Source organism: Saccharopolyspora indica, from assembly GCF_027853965.1.
GTDB classification, from domain to species: Bacteria; Actinomycetota; Actinomycetes; order Mycobacteriales; family Pseudonocardiaceae; genus Saccharopolyspora; species Saccharopolyspora indica.
On sequence record NZ_JAQGLB010000023.1, the window covers coordinates 66,663 to 82,148 of the forward strand.

At 72.3% G+C, this 15,486-nt stretch carries 15 protein-coding genes; 6 read left to right on the forward strand and 9 right to left on the reverse strand.

Translation table 11 applies throughout. The features are described from left to right. Nucleotides 1-3: 3 nt before the first annotated feature. On the reverse strand, nucleotides 4-408 hold the full coding sequence (locus OU416_RS34030; RefSeq protein ID WP_270931180.1) for a helix-turn-helix domain-containing protein: 405 nt from the start codon (nucleotides 406-408) through the stop codon (nucleotides 4-6). 97 nt (nucleotides 409-505) lie between these two features. Between OU416_RS34030 and OU416_RS34035 the strand changes: the two genes are divergently transcribed. The 3 genes from OU416_RS34035 to OU416_RS34045 all read left to right on the forward strand — a co-directional run bounded on the left by OU416_RS34035 (nucleotide 506) and on the right by OU416_RS34045 (nucleotide 3,773). Further along, the gene (locus OU416_RS34035) at nucleotides 506-1,357 is read left to right on the forward strand and encodes a helix-turn-helix transcriptional regulator (RefSeq protein ID WP_270931181.1); all 852 of its coding nucleotides are present in this window, start codon (nucleotides 506-508) and stop codon (nucleotides 1,355-1,357) included. A 68-nt stretch (nucleotides 1,358-1,425) separates the two neighbouring features. Continuing rightward, entirely contained in the window at nucleotides 1,426-2,178 is a 753-nt protein-coding gene (locus OU416_RS34040) for an SDR family NAD(P)-dependent oxidoreductase (RefSeq protein WP_270931182.1), read from the forward strand. Beyond that, on the forward strand, nucleotides 2,175-3,773 hold the full coding sequence (locus OU416_RS34045) for an MFS transporter (protein ID WP_270931183.1): 1,599 nt from the start codon (nucleotides 2,175-2,177) through the stop codon (nucleotides 3,771-3,773). Before OU416_RS34040 ends, OU416_RS34045 begins: the two co-directional genes overlap by 4 nt. Here the strand turns inward: OU416_RS34045 and OU416_RS34050 are convergent. Both OU416_RS34050 and OU416_RS34055 read right to left on the reverse strand, forming a co-directional pair. After that, a complete protein-coding gene (locus tag OU416_RS34050) occupies nucleotides 3,740-4,123 on the reverse strand; it encodes a VOC family protein (protein ID WP_270931184.1) in 384 nt (127 codons plus the stop codon). The genes OU416_RS34045 and OU416_RS34050 overlap by 34 nt on opposite strands. A 16-nt stretch (nucleotides 4,124-4,139) precedes the next feature. Further along, nucleotides 4,140-4,349: a hypothetical protein gene (locus OU416_RS34055; protein WP_270931185.1), complete on the reverse strand. Its 210-nt coding sequence runs from the start codon at nucleotides 4,347-4,349 to the stop codon at nucleotides 4,140-4,142. Between the two features lie 98 nt (nucleotides 4,350-4,447). Between OU416_RS34055 and OU416_RS34060 the strand changes: the two genes are divergently transcribed. After that, complete coding sequence (locus OU416_RS34060; RefSeq protein WP_270931186.1) at nucleotides 4,448-4,990, forward strand: CGNR zinc finger domain-containing protein; 543 nt, start codon at nucleotides 4,448-4,450, stop codon at nucleotides 4,988-4,990. Nucleotides 4,991-4,994: 4 nt separating this feature from the next. Here the strand turns inward: OU416_RS34060 and OU416_RS34065 are convergent, their stop codons facing one another. Beyond that, nucleotides 4,995-6,200, reverse strand: coding sequence for a DUF445 domain-containing protein (locus OU416_RS34065; protein ID WP_270931187.1), 1,206 nt, complete (start codon nucleotides 6,198-6,200; stop codon nucleotides 4,995-4,997). Nucleotides 6,201-6,483: 283 nt separating this feature from the next. On the opposite strand from OU416_RS34065, the gene OU416_RS34070 reads away from it, so the two are divergent. After that, a complete protein-coding gene (locus OU416_RS34070; protein ID WP_270931188.1) occupies nucleotides 6,484-7,650 on the forward strand; it encodes a pyridoxal phosphate-dependent aminotransferase in 1,167 nt (388 codons plus the stop codon). 24 nt (nucleotides 7,651-7,674) lie between these two features. On the opposite strand, the gene OU416_RS34075 is transcribed toward OU416_RS34070, so the two are convergent. The 4 genes from OU416_RS34075 to OU416_RS34090 form a co-directional block, all read right to left on the reverse strand. After that, entirely contained in the window at nucleotides 7,675-10,296 is a 2,622-nt protein-coding gene (locus tag OU416_RS34075; RefSeq protein ID WP_270931189.1) for a CHAT domain-containing protein, read from the reverse strand. Further along, nucleotides 10,281-10,757, reverse strand: coding sequence for a hypothetical protein (locus tag OU416_RS34080; RefSeq protein WP_270931190.1), 477 nt, complete (start codon nucleotides 10,755-10,757; stop codon nucleotides 10,281-10,283). The genes OU416_RS34075 and OU416_RS34080 overlap by 16 nt, the downstream gene beginning before the upstream one ends. Continuing rightward, nucleotides 10,754-11,338 carry an RNA polymerase sigma factor gene (locus OU416_RS34085; protein WP_270931191.1) on the reverse strand — a complete coding sequence of 195 codons (585 nt, stop codon included), beginning with the start codon at nucleotides 11,336-11,338 and terminating at the stop codon, nucleotides 10,754-10,756. Before OU416_RS34085 ends, OU416_RS34080 begins: the two co-directional genes overlap by 4 nt. Before the next feature lie 185 nt (nucleotides 11,339-11,523). Beyond that, complete coding sequence (locus OU416_RS34090) at nucleotides 11,524-12,642, reverse strand: S8 family peptidase (RefSeq protein ID WP_270931192.1); 1,119 nt, start codon at nucleotides 12,640-12,642, stop codon at nucleotides 11,524-11,526. A gap of 265 nt (nucleotides 12,643-12,907) precedes the next feature. Here OU416_RS34090 and OU416_RS34095 point away from each other — a divergent pair, with 265 nt between their 5' ends. Next, nucleotides 12,908-13,603: a hypothetical protein gene (locus tag OU416_RS34095; protein WP_270931193.1), complete on the forward strand. Its 696-nt coding sequence runs from the start codon at nucleotides 12,908-12,910 to the stop codon at nucleotides 13,601-13,603. Between the two features lie 401 nt (nucleotides 13,604-14,004). Here OU416_RS34095 and yczR read toward each other — a convergent pair whose 3' ends face one another. Continuing rightward, the gene (gene yczR / locus OU416_RS34100; protein ID WP_270931194.1) at nucleotides 14,005-15,447 is read right to left on the reverse strand and encodes a MocR-like transcription factor YczR; all 1,443 of its coding nucleotides are present in this window, start codon (nucleotides 15,445-15,447) and stop codon (nucleotides 14,005-14,007) included. Nucleotides 15,448-15,486: the final 39 nt, after the last annotated feature.

Genomic DNA, 15,486 nt, shown 5'->3' on the forward strand with positions numbered 1-15,486 from the left:
TGGTCACTCCTCGGATTGCTGGCTGTCCTCGCCCGGCCGGTCGTCGTGCTCGCGGCGGAACGAGGCGTAGATGTCCAGAAGCACTTGCTTCTGCCGCTCGTCGAGCTGGGGATCGGCGAGGATCGCGTCGACCACCGGCCCGCTCTCGCGGCGCTCCAGGATCCCGGCCTGCACGTAGAGCGCTTCGGCGGAGATCCGCAGTCCTTTGGCGATCTGCTGGAGGATCTCCGCGCTCGGCTTGCGCAACCCGCGTTCCACCTGGCTCAGGTACGGGTTCGACACACCGGCGAGCTTCGCCAGCTGCCGCAACGAGATCTGGGCGTTGTTGCGTTGCGTCCGGATGTAGCCGCCGAGGTCGCTGACCGCTTGGTTCACGGCCTTGTTGACTGCCTTGTCCACACGTTCCACGGGCTAGCACCTCTCCGGTCACCGACCACGATACGCACGAGTGCTAACTCTTGCAAGCACCCTGCTTGCACCCGTTCGCGGGACCTAGCATGGCGGCATGGAGATCTCCCGGCTTCCCGCAGGGGCACGACAGCGGCGCAGCGCCGAGATCCGCGACTTCCTGCGCTCCCGGCGCGCACGGCTGACCCCGGCGGACGTCGGCATGCCGGCCGGTGGCACGCGGCGCACCCCGGGGCTGCGGCGCGAAGAGGTCGCGGTGCTCGCCGGGGTGGGAGTGTCCTGGTACACGTGGCTCGAACAGGGCCGGGACATCAACGTGTCCCCCGACGTGCTGGATGCGATCGCGCGGGTGCTGCGGCTGGACGCCGCCGAGCGCGAGCACCTCTACCTGCTCGCAGGGCTCAACCCGCCGCAGGCCCAACCGGTGCAGCGGCAGGCCTCGCCCGAACTGCAGCGGGTGATCGACGGCTGGATGCCCAGACCCGCCTACATCATCGACCGGCACTGGAACCTGGTCGCGCTCAACCGCGCGGCCCAGGTCGTCTTCGGCTACGGCCCCGACGACCACAACTGCCTGGTCACCTTCTTCACCAGCGCCCGCTACCAGTCCGCGATCTGCCACTGGCAGGACGCCGCGCGCGCCATGCTCGGCCAGTACCGGGCCGACGCCGCCCGCTACCCCGACGACCCCGAGTTCGACCGGCTCGCCACCGACATGTGCGCGGTGAGCCCGGCGTTCGCCGAGATCTGGGCCGAGCACCGCATCGGCAGCAACGCCCAGGGCACCAAGGCCCTCAGCCACCCGCAGGCCGGTGAGCTGATCTTCGAGTACACCACCCTGCCGCTGCCCGACCTGCCCGGCCACCGGCTGCTGCTGCACAACCCGCAGCCGGGCAGCAACGCCGAATCCCGCATCGCCGAGCTCCTGACCGAACCCGCCACGGGCTGACTGGTGGTGGCAGACCCAGGTTCGGCCGACACTCCTGGGAACGCGCGATCGGCCCGAGCATCGTCGGCATGCAGCGATTCACCAACAAGACCGCCCTGATCACCGGCGGCACCAGCGGCATGGGCCTGACCACCGCGCGCCGCCTGCTCGACGAAGGCGCGTACGTCGCCATCACCGGCCGCGATCAGGCTCGGCTCGACTCGGCGATCGCCCGGCTCGACACCGACCGGGTCCTGGCGGTGCGCGCGGACGTCGCTTCGCTCGCCGACACCGATCAGCTGATGCGCCGCGTCGAGACCTGGCGCGGCGGCCTGAACGCGGTCTTCGCCAACGCCGGGACCGGGATCTTCAAGCCCAGCGCGGAGATCACCGAAGCCGACTTCGACCGGACCGTCGACGTCAACGTCAAGGGCGTCTTCTTCACCATCCAGAAAGCGCTCCCGCTGATGCGCGACGGCAGCGCGATCGTCATCAACGCTTCCTGGACGCTGCACCGCGGGCTGGCCACCGGCTCGATCTACTCCGCCAGCAAGGCTGCGGTGCACAACCTCGCGCGCACGCTGGGCGCCGACCTCGCTCCGCGCGGGATCCGCGTGAACTCGGTCAGCCCCGGCTACATCGACACCGCGATGTACCGGAGCCTGAACACCGACCCCGGTTCGGAGGCGCGGAATTCGGCCGAGGTGGCGCTCGGCTCGCTCGGCCACTCCGAGGACGTCGCCGCGGCGGTGGCGTTCCTGGCCTCGGACGACGCCGCCTACATCACCGGGCAGGACCTCGTCGTCGACGGCGGGCTCGTCGGTTCCGTGGCGGTGCGATGAGCTCCGCACGATCGATGTCGACGCTGGCAGCCGTGCTGCTCACCCTGGTGGTGCTGCCGACATCGGTGACCGGGTCGGCGGTGGCGCTGCCGCACGTCGGGGCCGAGACCGGCGCTTCGCTGGACGCGCTGCAGTGGGTGGTGCACGCCTACAACCTGACCTTCGCGTGCTTCATGCTCGCCTGCGGCTCGCTGGCCGACCTGCTCGGCCGGCGCCGGATGTTCCTGGTGGGCGCGGTGGTGTTCGCATCGGCTTCGGCGGCCAGCGCGGTGGTCGCCGACATCCACCTGCTCGACATCGCCCGCGGGATCGCCGGGGCCGGGGCCGCCGCGCTGCTGACCAGCGGCAGCTCCCTGGTCGCCACCAGTTTCGAAGGTGCCACCCGCACCCGGGCCTTCGCCGCCGTCGGCATCGCGACCGGGAGCGGGCTGGCGCTCGGGGCGATGCTGGCAGGAGCGCTGGCCGACACCCTGGGCTGGCGGTCGTTCTTCGCCGCGCACGCTCTGCTGATGCTGCCGGTGCTGTGCGCTGTTCCGGCGATGCGGGAATCGCGCGGTTCTGCGGCGACCGGCGTGGACTGGCCGGGCACCGCCGCGTTCATCGGCGGCACGTTCCTGCTCCTGCTGGGCGTGGTCGAAGGACCGCAGTGGGGCTGGAGCAGTCCCGGAGTGCTGGGGCTGCTGGCCGGAGCGGCGCTCCTCCTGGGGCTGTTCGCACTGGTGGAGCGGCGGCGCCGCGATCCGATGCTCGATCTCGGCCTGCTGCGCAACGCGAAGTTCGCGGCGCTGTGCTCGATCCCGGTGGTGGCGACCCTGTCGTTCGTGATCCTGCTGCCGCTGCTGCCGAACTACCTGCTGGTGGCGAACCGGTCGACCAGCCAGGAGGCGGGCAGCACGATGCTCCTGATGACGCTGCCGATCCTGGTGACCCCGCTGCTGGCCGGGCGGTTGATCAGGTGGGGCGTGTCCACCCGCGCGGTGTTCGCGGCCAGCCTGCTCTGCCTGACCGCCGGGATCGGATGGCTGGCCGCCGTGCTCCACCCCGGGATCGGCATCGCGGCGCTGGCCGGGCCGCTGATCGCGCTCGGCGTCGGATTGGGCCTGAACTTCGGCCTGGTCGACGGTGCGGCGCTGGCCGCCGTCCCCGACGAGAAGACCGGCACGGCCGCAGGACTGCTCAACACGGTGCGCCTCGGCAGCGAAGCGCTCGCCATCGCAGCGGCGGGCTCCGCGCTGGTCGACCTGATGCAGCGGTCGCTCAGCCGCGGTTGGGCGCAGGTGCCGGGCCTACCGCGGAACGCCGGAGGCGCTGGCCAACGACGTGAACGCGGGCGATCTGGCCGGCCCCGTGTCGTCGCTGCCGGCCGGTGCGCAGCAGTCGTTCTTCGAATTCGTCGCGGGCAGCTTCACGGAATCCTGGCAGATCCTGCTGTGGGCCTGCGCGGCGCTCTGCGCACTGCTGTCCGCGGCGATCGTCGTCATGCTGCGCGAACCCGACGTCGCGCAGGAAGTGGTCTCCGCCCGATGACGCCAGGCCCTGCTCCCGCCGAGCAGGGCCTGGTTCAGTCCTGGCAGGCGCACATGCAGAACGGGTGACCGGCCGGGTCGGCGTAGACGCGGAACTTCGCGTCCTGCTGGTCGGGCGGCTGCGGGAGCGGGGTCGCGCCCGCCCCGACCGCTCGCTTGTAGCCCTCGGCGATCGTGTGCACCCGGATGTCCAGGTGCATCATCTGCGGCACCTCACCGCTGGGCCAGGTCGGCCGGCGGTAGTCCGGATCCCGCTGGAAGGCCAGCGGCGCACCACCGTTCGGATTCGCCAGCTCGACCCAGTCCGCGTTGGAGGCCTCCTCGTCCACCTGCCAGCCGAGCAACCTGCCGTAGAAGTCGGCCAGTTCACGCGGATCCGGGCAGTCGATGGCGAACGCCGCCAGTTCGAGCTGGGTCATCGCTACTCCGATCGGTTCAGGCGGTCGCGCGGCGCGTGCCCGGGTCGACCGCTGCGCCAGGGCTCAGCGGGGCCGTGGCCACCGCCCACCAGTTGGCGAACTGGTCAAGCCAGCGTGGCCGAAGCCTGCCGCCTTCGCTCAGCGCGCGGTCGATCTCCGCTTCGCGGGCCGCCGCGGCGGTCAGCGCGTGCCCGGTGTCCTGCGGCTCGATCTGAATCGGATTCATCACGCACCCCTAACCATCAAAACTGATTGATAGGTTACTAACCGGCGTGACAACTATGCCGGTTACGCAGGCCCGGCACAACCCCCTACTGGCTTACGATGGTGTTCGTGAGCAGCAGAGCTGTCGCTCCGGAAGTGGTACGACCACCGACGCTGGAGGCGGTCGAACTCGACTTCGACCACGACATCGAGCTAGTCCTGGCCTTCCTCAACACCTGCGACGCGGAAGACGGCACCGAAACCCTGGACGACCACGACCAGTGGCAGCAGTGGTGCACCGATCGCGGACTGGGGGCGGCACCCGACGTCGAAGCGGCGCGCGAGATCCGCGATTCCATGCGCAGCGCGGTCTCCTACGGCGTCCGACCACCCGAGCTCGCCACGGCGTGGCCGGTGCAGGTCCGGCTGCACCGCGGCATACCCGTTCTGACCGGCGCCGATGCGTTGGGCACCGTGCTGGTGGCGGCCGCCCGGCTGGTGCACACCGAGCACTGGGACCGGATCAAGATCTGCCCGGCCGACGACTGCCAGTGGGCGTTCTACGACCGGTCCCGCAACCGGTCCCGGACCTGGTGCTCGATGCGGGTGTGCGGCAACCGGGAGAAGGCCCGCTCCTGGCGGGAGCGCCACACCACCGCCTGAGCGGTCAGAAGAACAGCTGGGAGACGCTGTGGATCGCCAGGCCGGCGAGGGCGCCGACCACCGTGCCGTTGATCCGGATGAACTGGAGGTCCCGGCCGACCTGCAGCTCGATCTTGCGGGAGGTCTCGTCGGCGTCCCAGCGCTCCACCGTGTCGGTGATCAGCGTGGTCAGCTCGTCGCGGTAGTTGGACACCACGTAGACCGTGGCGCTCTCCACCCAGCCGTCGACCTTGGCCTGCAGCTCCGGCTCCTCGACGAGCCTGCGGCCCAGCGAGCGCAGGCCGTCGCGGACCCGGACGCGCAGCTCGCTGGACGGGTCCTCGGCCGCGTCGAGCAGCATCTTCTTCGCGGTGCCCCAGGCCGAGGCGACCAGGTTCTGCACCTCGGGGTGCTCCAGCACCTGCTGCTGGATCTGCTCGGCCTTGGCCATCGTCTTCGGGTCGTTCTGCAGGTCGTCGGCGAACTCGACCAGGAAGCGGTCGACGGCCTTGCGCATCGGGTGCTCGGGGTCGGTCTTGACCGCCCAGGCGAAGGACAGCACCTCGGCGTAGATCTTGTCGGCCACCATGGCGTCGAAGAACTTCGGCGACCAGGACGGCGCTCGCTGGCTCACCACGCGCAGCACCGTGTCGTGGTTGTCGCGCACCCAGTCGTAGGCGCGATCGCAGACCAGGTCCACCAGCTTGTGGTGCGAGCCGTCGGCGAAGACCTGCCCCAGGATCCGGCCGAGCGGCGGCCCGAACGGCTGCGCGAGCACCTTGCGCACGACCGCCTGCTCCAGCACGGCCTGCACGTCGTCGTCCCGCAGCACCTGCACGGCACCGCGCACGGCGGTGGCGAGCTCCGAGGTGACGCGCTCCGCGTGCTCCTCGTCGTCCAGCCAGCCGCCCAGCCGGCGGCTGATCTCGGCCCGGCGCAGCTTGTCCCGCACCACCTGCTCGGACAGGAAGTTCGAGCCCACGAAGTCGCCGAGGCTGCGGCCGATCACGTCCTTGCGGGTCGGGATGATCGCGGTGTGCGGGATCGGCAGCCCGAGCGGTCGCCGGAACAGCGCGGTGACCGCGAACCAGTCCGCCAGCGCACCGACCATGCCCGCCTCCGCGGCGGCCCGCACGTAGCCGGCCCACGCCGCACCGCTGCTCTCCTGCCAGCGGGCGAAGACGTAGATCACGGCCGCGAGCACCAGGAGTCCGCCTGCGACGGCCTTCATCCGCCGCAGGCGCCGGCGCTTGTCAGTGTCGGAAACCGATGTGGGCTGCACACACCGATTGTGGCAGTGCTCGTCGGGTGCTCACTCCGTCGGCGGGCACAACGCCCGCGGAAGCACGCCCCAGGACGTCCGTTCCGACCGGTTTCCACGTGTTCCGAGCAGGACGGGAACCGCCTGGTCGGAGCACGTGCGCATGGTGGATCGCGGCTCCGGCGTTCCACGTCCTGGACAGCGCCCGGCTGGACCCGCACACCGCCGCGCGTTTCGACTACTCTCGGCAGACGTGCGTACTCCAGCCCTCACCACCCGGTTGCGCCCGTTCACCTCGACGATCTTCGCCGAGATCACCGAGCTGGCCCGCCGCACCGGCGCGGTCAACCTCGGCCAGGGCTTCCCGGACACCGACGGCCCCGAGGGCATGCTGCGAGTCGCGCAGGAGGCGATCGCCAACGGCGTGAACCAGTACCCGCCGGGAGCCGGTGAGCCGGAGCTGCGCGCCGCGATCTCCGAGCACCGCGCCACGCGCTACGGCGTCGAGCACCGGCCCGAGGACGAGGTGCTGGTCACCGTCGGCGCCACCGAGGCGCTGACCGCCGCGATGCTCGCCCTGGTCGAGCCCGGTGACGAGGTCGTGCTCATCGAGCCGTACTACGACTCGTACCCGGTCGCGGTCGCGATGGCAGGTGGGGTCCGCCGCACCGTCGCGCTCCGGCAGGGCCCCGACCACCGCTTCGAGCTCGACCTGGACGCGCTGCGCGCCGCGGTCGGTCCGCAGACGCGGGCGCTGCTGCTGAACTCGCCGCACAACCCGACCGGCACCGTGTTCACCGACGCCGAGCTGGCCGCCATCGCCGAGGTCTGCCGCGAGAACGACGTCATCGCCATCACCGACGAGGTCTACGAGCACCTCCTCTTCGACGGTCGCGAGCACCACCCGCTGGCCACCCTGCCCGGCATGGCCGAGCGCACGCTGTCGATCTCCAGCGTGGGCAAGAGCTTCAGCGCCACCGGCTGGAAGATCGGCTGGATCTGCGGTCCGGCCGAGCTGGTCGCCGCGGTGCGCGCCGCCAAGCAGTTCATGACCTTCGTCGGCGGCGCACCGTTCCAGCCCGCGGTCGCGCACGCCCTGCGCAACGAGCTCGACTGGGTCGAGCAGCTGCGCAAGGACCTGCAGCGCAAGCGGGACCGGCTCGCCGGAGGCCTCGCCGAAGCAGGCTTCGACGTGCTCAGCAGCGAAGGCACCTACTTCATCTGCGCCGACGTCCGGCCGCTCGGCTTCGAGGACGGCGCAGAGCTGTGCCGCTCGCTGCCGGAGCGCATCGGCCTGGCCGCGATCCCGGTGCAGGTCTTCTGCGACAACCCGGACCCGGCCAAGCACCTGGTCCGCTTCGCCTTCTGCAAGCGCGACGAAGTCCTCGACGAAGCGATCAACCGCCTCCACAAGCTCTGAACCTCGCTCCACCTCGGACAGCTGTCATCGATCACCTCCGTAGCCGAGGCAGACGAAGCCGGACTCGCCGTGTTCGGCTTGGGCGGCGGCGAGGGCTTCGGCCGGTGCGACTCCGCCGCTGAGGGATCTGTGCAGCGAGGTCATCACGTCCACCGTGCGCTCGTCGGGGACCGGGACGACGCTGGCGATCACCGTTGCCGTGCCGCGGCCGAGGAGCGTGGTCGCCAGGCCGCTCAGCTGATCCCCTCGACCGACCGCCGACCTGCCCACGTCGCACGCCGACAGCACCACCGTGGCCGGACCCCGGTGCAGCCTGTCCAGGTCGTAGGCGTACAGCGGGCCGTCCGCGAGGTCCAGGCAGGACAGCAGCGGCTGGTCGTCGCGGAAGCGGCCGTGCGCGGCGATGTGCGCCACCGCCGCCCCATCCACAGTGGACAGCACCTGCTCGGTGGTGGCATCCGCGCCGGTCAGCAACCGACCGCCCGCCGCACCGCGCAACGCCCGCACTTCGCGCTCCGCGTGGTCCAACCCGGGCCCGGCGATCCACACCGCCGTGCCCGCCGGATCGGCAGCGCGAGCGTCCAGCGCCGCGCGCAGCCAGCACCGCACGGACGGCACCACGGTGATGCTCCGGCCACGGCACGCGGGCAGCGCAGCCCAGGGCAGCACGTGCAGCCGCCCGGTCGGGATCACCACCAGCGGGCGCTCCCGCCCGAGCACCGGCAGCACCGGATCCAGGAGCTGCGCCTGCAACTCCTCCGCCGCTTGCCGCGCACCGTGCTCGAACATCGGCGCGGCGCGCGGCGCGGTTCCGGCGGCCTGCCTGGAGAGCAGGTGACGGAGCCTGGCCGCCTGCGCGTGCGCGCTGCTCTCCGGGCCGAGCACGTGCAGTCGAGCCTTTCCATCCACAATGGACACAGCGAACAGCCGGCCCCGGTGCGAGCACAGGCTCAGCAAGGCGGATTCGCCGAGCTCGCCGCTCACCTCGCCCAGTCCGCACGGCGCCGGGAGCCCGCTGGTCCGGCCTTCCACCAGCATCGCGCGCTGCCGGACCTGCTCCTCCAATCCGGCGACGACCCGCAGCGGACCTCGCGTGCTCCGGGTCTCCCGCACCGCCGAGCGCAGCCGCACCAGAGCCGAGTTCAGCTTCGAATCCACCGGCGGCCGCAGAGCTCTGCGGTGCAGGGCGCTGGCCCGGGACCGCTCCGTCCAGCTCAGCACCAGCTCGGGATCCCCGGTGCGCAGCGCGGCACCGACCGCGAGGTCGCCGAGCTCGGTCGCCAAGCCCGCGGTGTGCGCCCGCAGCTCGAACGCCACCATGTCGCAGAGCTGGCTGTCCACGGCGCGCAATCCGCCCTGGCACGCCTCGAACAACCGCTCCAGATCATCGTCCTGCTCCGCCAGCAGCGCTTCGGCCAACCAGCCCAGCGCCCGGTGCTGCGGAGGCGCCGACGCGGCTTCGCGCAGCGGCGCGCACATGGCGAAGAGCTTCCGGGCCGCCGTGCGCATTCCCGCCCGAGCCGCGCTTCTGCCCGCGGTGAGCCGGAGCTCCGCGGCCAAGCCGATCCAGCCCGACTCCGCGCACGCCGAAGCCGCTCGCCGCGCGGCCGACAGGGCGTACCGCGAGCACTGGCCTGCGCGCAGCTTCGCCTGCCACGCCACGGCCGTCGCCACCGCAGCCCAAGCGGGGCGGCGCTGCGCGCGGAACAACCGCCGCGCGCTGTTCGCCGCCTGCACCGCGGCCGGCAGGTCGTCGACACGCAGCGCGCAGCCGGCAAGCGCCAGCCTGGTGTCCGCGAGCCGCCCGGCCCGCCCGCAGGCGGCCAACCGCTCCGCCGCCTGCTCCATCACCGCCCTCGCGTCGGCGGCCAGCCCGGCTGCGGCCAGCGCTTCCGCCCGGTCCACCAGCGCTTCCGGGCTCGATCGCACGTCCAGGCCCGCCGCGACCGCTTCCTCGAACAGCCGGAGCGCACGCGGCAGGTCCCCGGCGCGAAACGCGACGCAGCCCCGGTTGTGCCGGCACCCGGCGGCCCGCGCCGACTGCCCACCGGCCGCGAAGACCCGCTCCGCCGCGGACAGATCGTTCTCCGCCGCCACCAACCGGTTCGAGTACATGTTGGCCAGGCCGCGCCCCATCAGCGCGTTGGCCACCCAGCGCCGATCGTCGTCGGCCCGCAGGCTGTGCAACGCCCGGGTCAGCTCGGCGCGCGCCTCCCGGTGCTGATCGCCCTGGCAGTGCAGCAATCCCCGCAGGCAGGCGGCTCGTCCCTGCTCGGCAGCGGGCAACCGGGGTTCCGCCGCGACCAGGTTCGCCCAGCTGGCGTCGACATCACCCCGTTCCAGCTCGATCCACGCCAGCGTGAGCTGCAGCTGCGCGGCCAGCTGCCACCGTTGCGCACGGCGCGCCGCGGCGAGCCCGAGCCGGGCGTGCCGGTGCGCCTGCCGCACCCGTCCCTGCTCGACGGCTGCCAGCGCGGCGATGTGCCGGGCCAGCACGCGCAGTTCGCCGTCCGTGCCCGCCAGCAGCTCCGCCGCCTTGCGCATCGCGGCTTCCGGCGCCGAGCTGGCGTTGTCCCGCCACCACAGCGCGGCACCGATCCGGTCCAGCGGCGCCACCGCCGCACCGGCGCTCAACAGACCAGCCAATCCGCGACGGCGGGTGCCGACCGCAGCGGCCGGAACACCACGCTCAGCGGACCGCGCGGGACGTCCAGCACCCGGAACGCACCGTGCTCGTCCAGCGCGCACGTGCACTCACCGGAGCGGTGCCGCAGCACCACGTCGCCGGTCGGCGGCGTTCCGCCCGCTCGGTTCAGCACCAGGCCGGAGACCTGGTACCGGTCCTCCTCCACCGGGGCCAGGTCCAGCTCCAGCACCCGGCCCGGCATCGCGAAGGTGAGCACCCGCGGCTCCGCCGGGCCGATGGAGCGCACCTTGGCAGGCGACTCCGCCGAATCCCCGATCAACCGCAGCGAAACCGGGTCCTGGTAGGCCATCCGGCGCGACATCGCCGCGTACGCGCCCGCGAGCGCGCGCTCGGGAACGGGATCGCTGGCGCAGAACAGGTCCCGCAGCTCGCGCAGTTCGGTCGGCAGCCACGCGTTCATCCCGCCACCTCCTCGGGCACGTCGCTGGCGAGCATCCGCCGCCGCAGCTCCGCCAGGCAGCGGCTCTTCTTCGGCCCGATGGTGCCGCGCGGCCAGCCCAGAGCCTCGCTGACCTGCGCATAGCTCGCCTCCGGTGCTACTGCCAGCACCCGCAACAGCTGCTGGCAGCGCTGCGGGAGCTCGGCGAAGGACTGCGCCAACCGCGAACTCGTCCACTCGCGCAGCACCTTGTGCTCCGGCGCCTCGGCGTGCTCGGCCCCGACGAGCGACTCCGCGTCCAGCCCCACCGGCGATTCCCGCTGCCGAGCGCGGTGCAGCCGCAGCGATTCGCGGCGCGCAGTGGTCACCAACCACGCGGACAGCGACTCCGGATCGCGCAGCCGCTCCAGGTTCTCCGCCAGCAGCAGCCACGTCGCCTGGCAGATGTCCTCGGCATCCGCGGCGTTCGCGGAGAACGCCCGCGACACTCCCCAGACCACCGGCGCGTTGCGGTCCACCAGCTCCCGCCACGCCTGCTGATCACCGGCCGCCGCCCGGTGCAACAACACCGCCGCGGCGCCGGTCTCCCCGACCTCGTGCACGACCTGTTCCTCCCCGCTCCCGGATCTTCGTGCCCCCGGGTAAATAGAGGAGCGAGCAGGCCGCACAGATTCACCTCACGCCGATTACCGCTCGAACGGGTAGCGATCCCGGGAGATATCGGGTGATCACTTCCGTTTCCGCGAATCTTCTTCACCATGGCCGCGCAGCGCGAACCCGGCAGAGCTCAACTGGAGCGGAGCCGGAAGAACCGCGTCGCTTCCTCCGGAGTGCGCCGTTCGTGCAACGCGGTGGCGATGGCAGCGGCCACCCGCGGCGCCGCGAAGGACGTGCCGCTCCAGCTCGCGAAGCCGAAGTCGCGGCGGCCGTTCCCGGTCATGCGCACGAAGCTGCTGGTGACCGCGACTCCCGGCGCGGCGGCATCCACCCAGGCCCCGAAGTTCGAGAACTCCGCCAGCGCACCGTCCGGCCCGGTAGCGGCGACGGCCACCACCGACGGCAGCGCCGCGGGCCAGAACGGCCTGCTCAGCCCCTGGTTCCCGGCCGCAGCGACGACCACCGAGCCCGACCAGTGCGCCAGCTCGTCGCGCAGGATCGGCGGGCACTCGTCATCAGCGGTGTGGCAGCCGGCGGTCAGCACGACGACTCCGACGCGCTCACCGCGCGAAGCGGCGGCCAGCCGCAGCGAACGCAGCCCGGCCACCACCGTGTAGTCGTCGGTGAAGCCGAGCGACGAGAGCACCCGCTGGACCCGGAGCACCGCGCCGGGCGCGTGCTGCAGCAGCACGCCGCTGACGAACGTGCCGTGGCCCGCCTGCCGGTCCTGCCCCGCGTCGTCGTCGGCGTCGAGCACTTCCGGCACCGGTTCGAACCACGGCCGCTCCCGGAACCACGGGTGCGGATCGCAACCGGTGTCCAGCACTCCGACCACCACCGGCGGTTCCCACTGCGCCGCAGGCGGTTCCGGGACCGGCGGCGCCTGCTGCGCTTGCGCCCCGGTTCCGTACATAACGGGCGTTCCGTACATGACCGGGCAGCCGAAGTGCACGTGGTTGGCCGCGACACCGGCCGTCTCGCGCGCCATGTCGACGCAGCGGTCCCGCTCCGCACCGCGCAACCGGACCCTGGCCAGCAGCAGGCCCTCGTCGTGCTGGACGTCGTCGACCCACCTCCGGTACCGATCCAGCACCGGATCCAGCGCCTCCGCCGTCGCGATCAGCTCACCGCGCCGCACCAGGCACTCGCCGCGCCCGCCCGGGTCGTGCAGCAGCAGGTCGTGCCCGTAGGCGGCCCACAGCTGCCGGAGTTCGGCGACGCCGAGCCGGGTCCCACTTCCCTGATCCACAGCGGACACTGTGCCCGCGGCCGCATCCGTCCACAGCGGACACGCCGACCCCCGGAGGCGGACTCACCCGACCGACGGGGCGGCAGATCTTCCCTAGTCGCCCGATTGCGTGGAGAATGCTGGACCAACCGCTGCTCTCCTCGCGGTCGGTGGCGCGAAACCGCCGCTCGAAATGGTTGAATGCCACCAACGGCGCCGATCATGGCGCAACCAACGCTGATGCCGCGCCCGACCGCGCGGACCCGACCGACAGGCGGTGGTGAACGTGACCGGAAACTGCGCGCGGCGTGGTCCCGGATCGCGGCTCGCCCTGCTCGTGGCACGGGTTTCGCTGCTCAGCGGCCTGTGCATCGGCGGATGGCTCGGCGGCAGCTCCGCCGCCGAGGCCGTCGAGCTGCCCGACGTCGAGCAGCCGCGGATCGAAATCGCCCCTGCCCGACCGGACGTCGCGCCACCGCGCCTGGACGACCTGCGCCCCGTGCTGGACGAGGTGCAGCGACCAGCGCCCGAGCAGCCCGACGTCGTGGAGATCGAACCGCCTGCACCGCTCGGCGCGCAGGAACCACCTGCCGCGATCGACGAGCCGGTGCCGACCCCGGCGGCCGCACCGACCGTGCCGCCGCCGGCGCAGCAGCGCCCCGCGGAACCACCCAGCCCCGCGCAGGCCGCGCCGCTGCCAGCGGAACCGGTCGCCGTGCCGCGCACGCACCTCCGCACCCCGGCGGAACCGCGCGCGCCCACCAAACCCGAACCGGCCGACGAAGCCCCGCCGGGCGACCACAACACCTCGCCGCAGCCCGCTCCAGGATCCGGCGGCGGGGTCAACGACCTGCGGACCGCGCTGGTCGTCCTCCCGACCGGACCGAGCCTGACCTGCCCGTCGGCGGTCGGCTCGACGCACCCGGAGAACCGCCCGTTCACGGGTCTGGCATCCGCCGAACCGTCGGCATCCCCCGACTGACGCTGCACCGAACCGCTTCGGCGGTGACTCTGGTTATCGCACGCGCACCCAGCTCCGAGTCGGCCGTCTGCGCCCGGCCGGGTCGGATCGGGGCCCCACCAGCCTCCCGGCGACGTCTCTGACCTGCCGAACCGTGAAGGCGTTGGGCCCCAGCCCCGGTGCCGCAAATGCCCCTGCGGCACCGGGGCGACACCTGCCGCCCGAACCGCTCATCGGCACGACGAGGGGCCGTGCCGACGAGCGGTCGGCGGCGTGCGGGCGGCCGTCCCAAGCGGGGCGGCCGTCCGCGGATTGCGATCTCAGAACCTGTGGCTGGTCTGCGTGGCGGGTGCAAGCTGCGTACGTGCTCAAAGCGGCTGACGCCGCTCGCAAGGGCGCGGACGGCTACGCCGACAGAGCTCTCAGGCGATGGGTGCGGTGAGAACCGTGGGGCCACCACCGGGCACGGCGGTGGCCGCCGCGGCCAGGCGGCGGATGGCTTCCACCAGCTGATCACCGGGCAGCGTGTACGGCAGGCGGATCCAGTTCTCCAGGGAACCGTTCACCGAGAACCGCGCGCCAGGAGCGACCCGCACGCCGTGCTGCTCGGCTGCCACCGCGAGCCGGCTGCTCACCGGGGCGCCGATGTCGCACCACAGCGCCAGACCGCCGTCGGGGATCCGGAAGCGCCAGTTCGGCAGGTGCTCGTGCAGGGCGTCCACCAGGCACTGCCGCCGCTCGACCGCTTCGGCGCACCGGCGTGCGAGCACCTCGTCGGCGTCGGCCAGCAGCTCGGCCAGGACCAGCTGCTCGAACACCGCGCTGCCGAGGTCCAGCGCGGCGCGGCCGACGACCATGCGCTGCACGAACTCCTCGGAGGCCCGGATCCAGCCGAGCCGCAGGCCGCCCCAGAACGACTTGCTGGCCGAACCGATGGTGATCACCCGGTCGGTCAGCGCGGCCATCGGCGGCGGTGGCCGCTCACCGGTCAGGTCGATGTCCACCAGCGTTTCGTCGACGACGGCGTTCGTGCAGGTCCGGGCCAGTGCGCGGGCCAGCCGCTCGCGGCCTTCGGCGGGCAGCCGGATGCCGGTCGGGTTGTGGAAGTCCGGGATCAGGTAGGCCAGCCGGGGCGAGGTCTGGCGCAGGTTCGCGGTCAGCAGCTCCAGGTCCCAGCCGTGCTCGACCATCGGCACCGCCACCGGCATGGCGTTGATCCCGCGCAGCGCTTCCAGCGCGTTCGGGTAGGTGGGGTGCTCGACGAGCACGCGCTCGCCCGGTGAGACCAGCATCCGCAGCACCAGCGCGAAGGCGTGCTGGGCGCCGTTGGTGACCAGGATCTGCTCCGGTGTCGTCGGCAGCCCGCGCCGGGTGAACCGCTCCGCCAGCCGTTCCCGCAGGACGGGCAGGCCGTGCGGCTGGTAGCCGTGCCCGGGCAGCTGCTCGGCCAGGCGGAGCCGCGCCCGGTCCACCGCCGCGCACAGCTCCGGCGGCGCGCTGGGCGTGGCCTGCGCGAGGTTCAGGACCTCGGCGTCCTCGGGCGGGAACCAGCCGCCGTGGGCCTCGTTGCCCCGCTCCGAATCCGGCAGCCCGATCCACGACCCCGCGCCGCGACGGCTGGCCGCGAAGCCCTCCTCGCGGAGCCGGTCCAGCGTCCGGGCGATCAGCGTCCGGCTGACGCCGAGGCTCTCCGCGAGCTCGCGCTCGGCCGGCAGCCTGGTCCCCGGCGGCAACCGCCCGTCCAGCACCAGGTGGCGCACCGCGGCGGCCAGCAGCTGCGACGACGGTCGGTCGGAACCGTGCCAGGAACCGAGCAGTTCGACCAGCTTGCGCCCGTGGATCTGGGCCGACGTCGTGAACACCATGCATCCAATGTAACTGGATTGGACATCGCAAATAAAGCC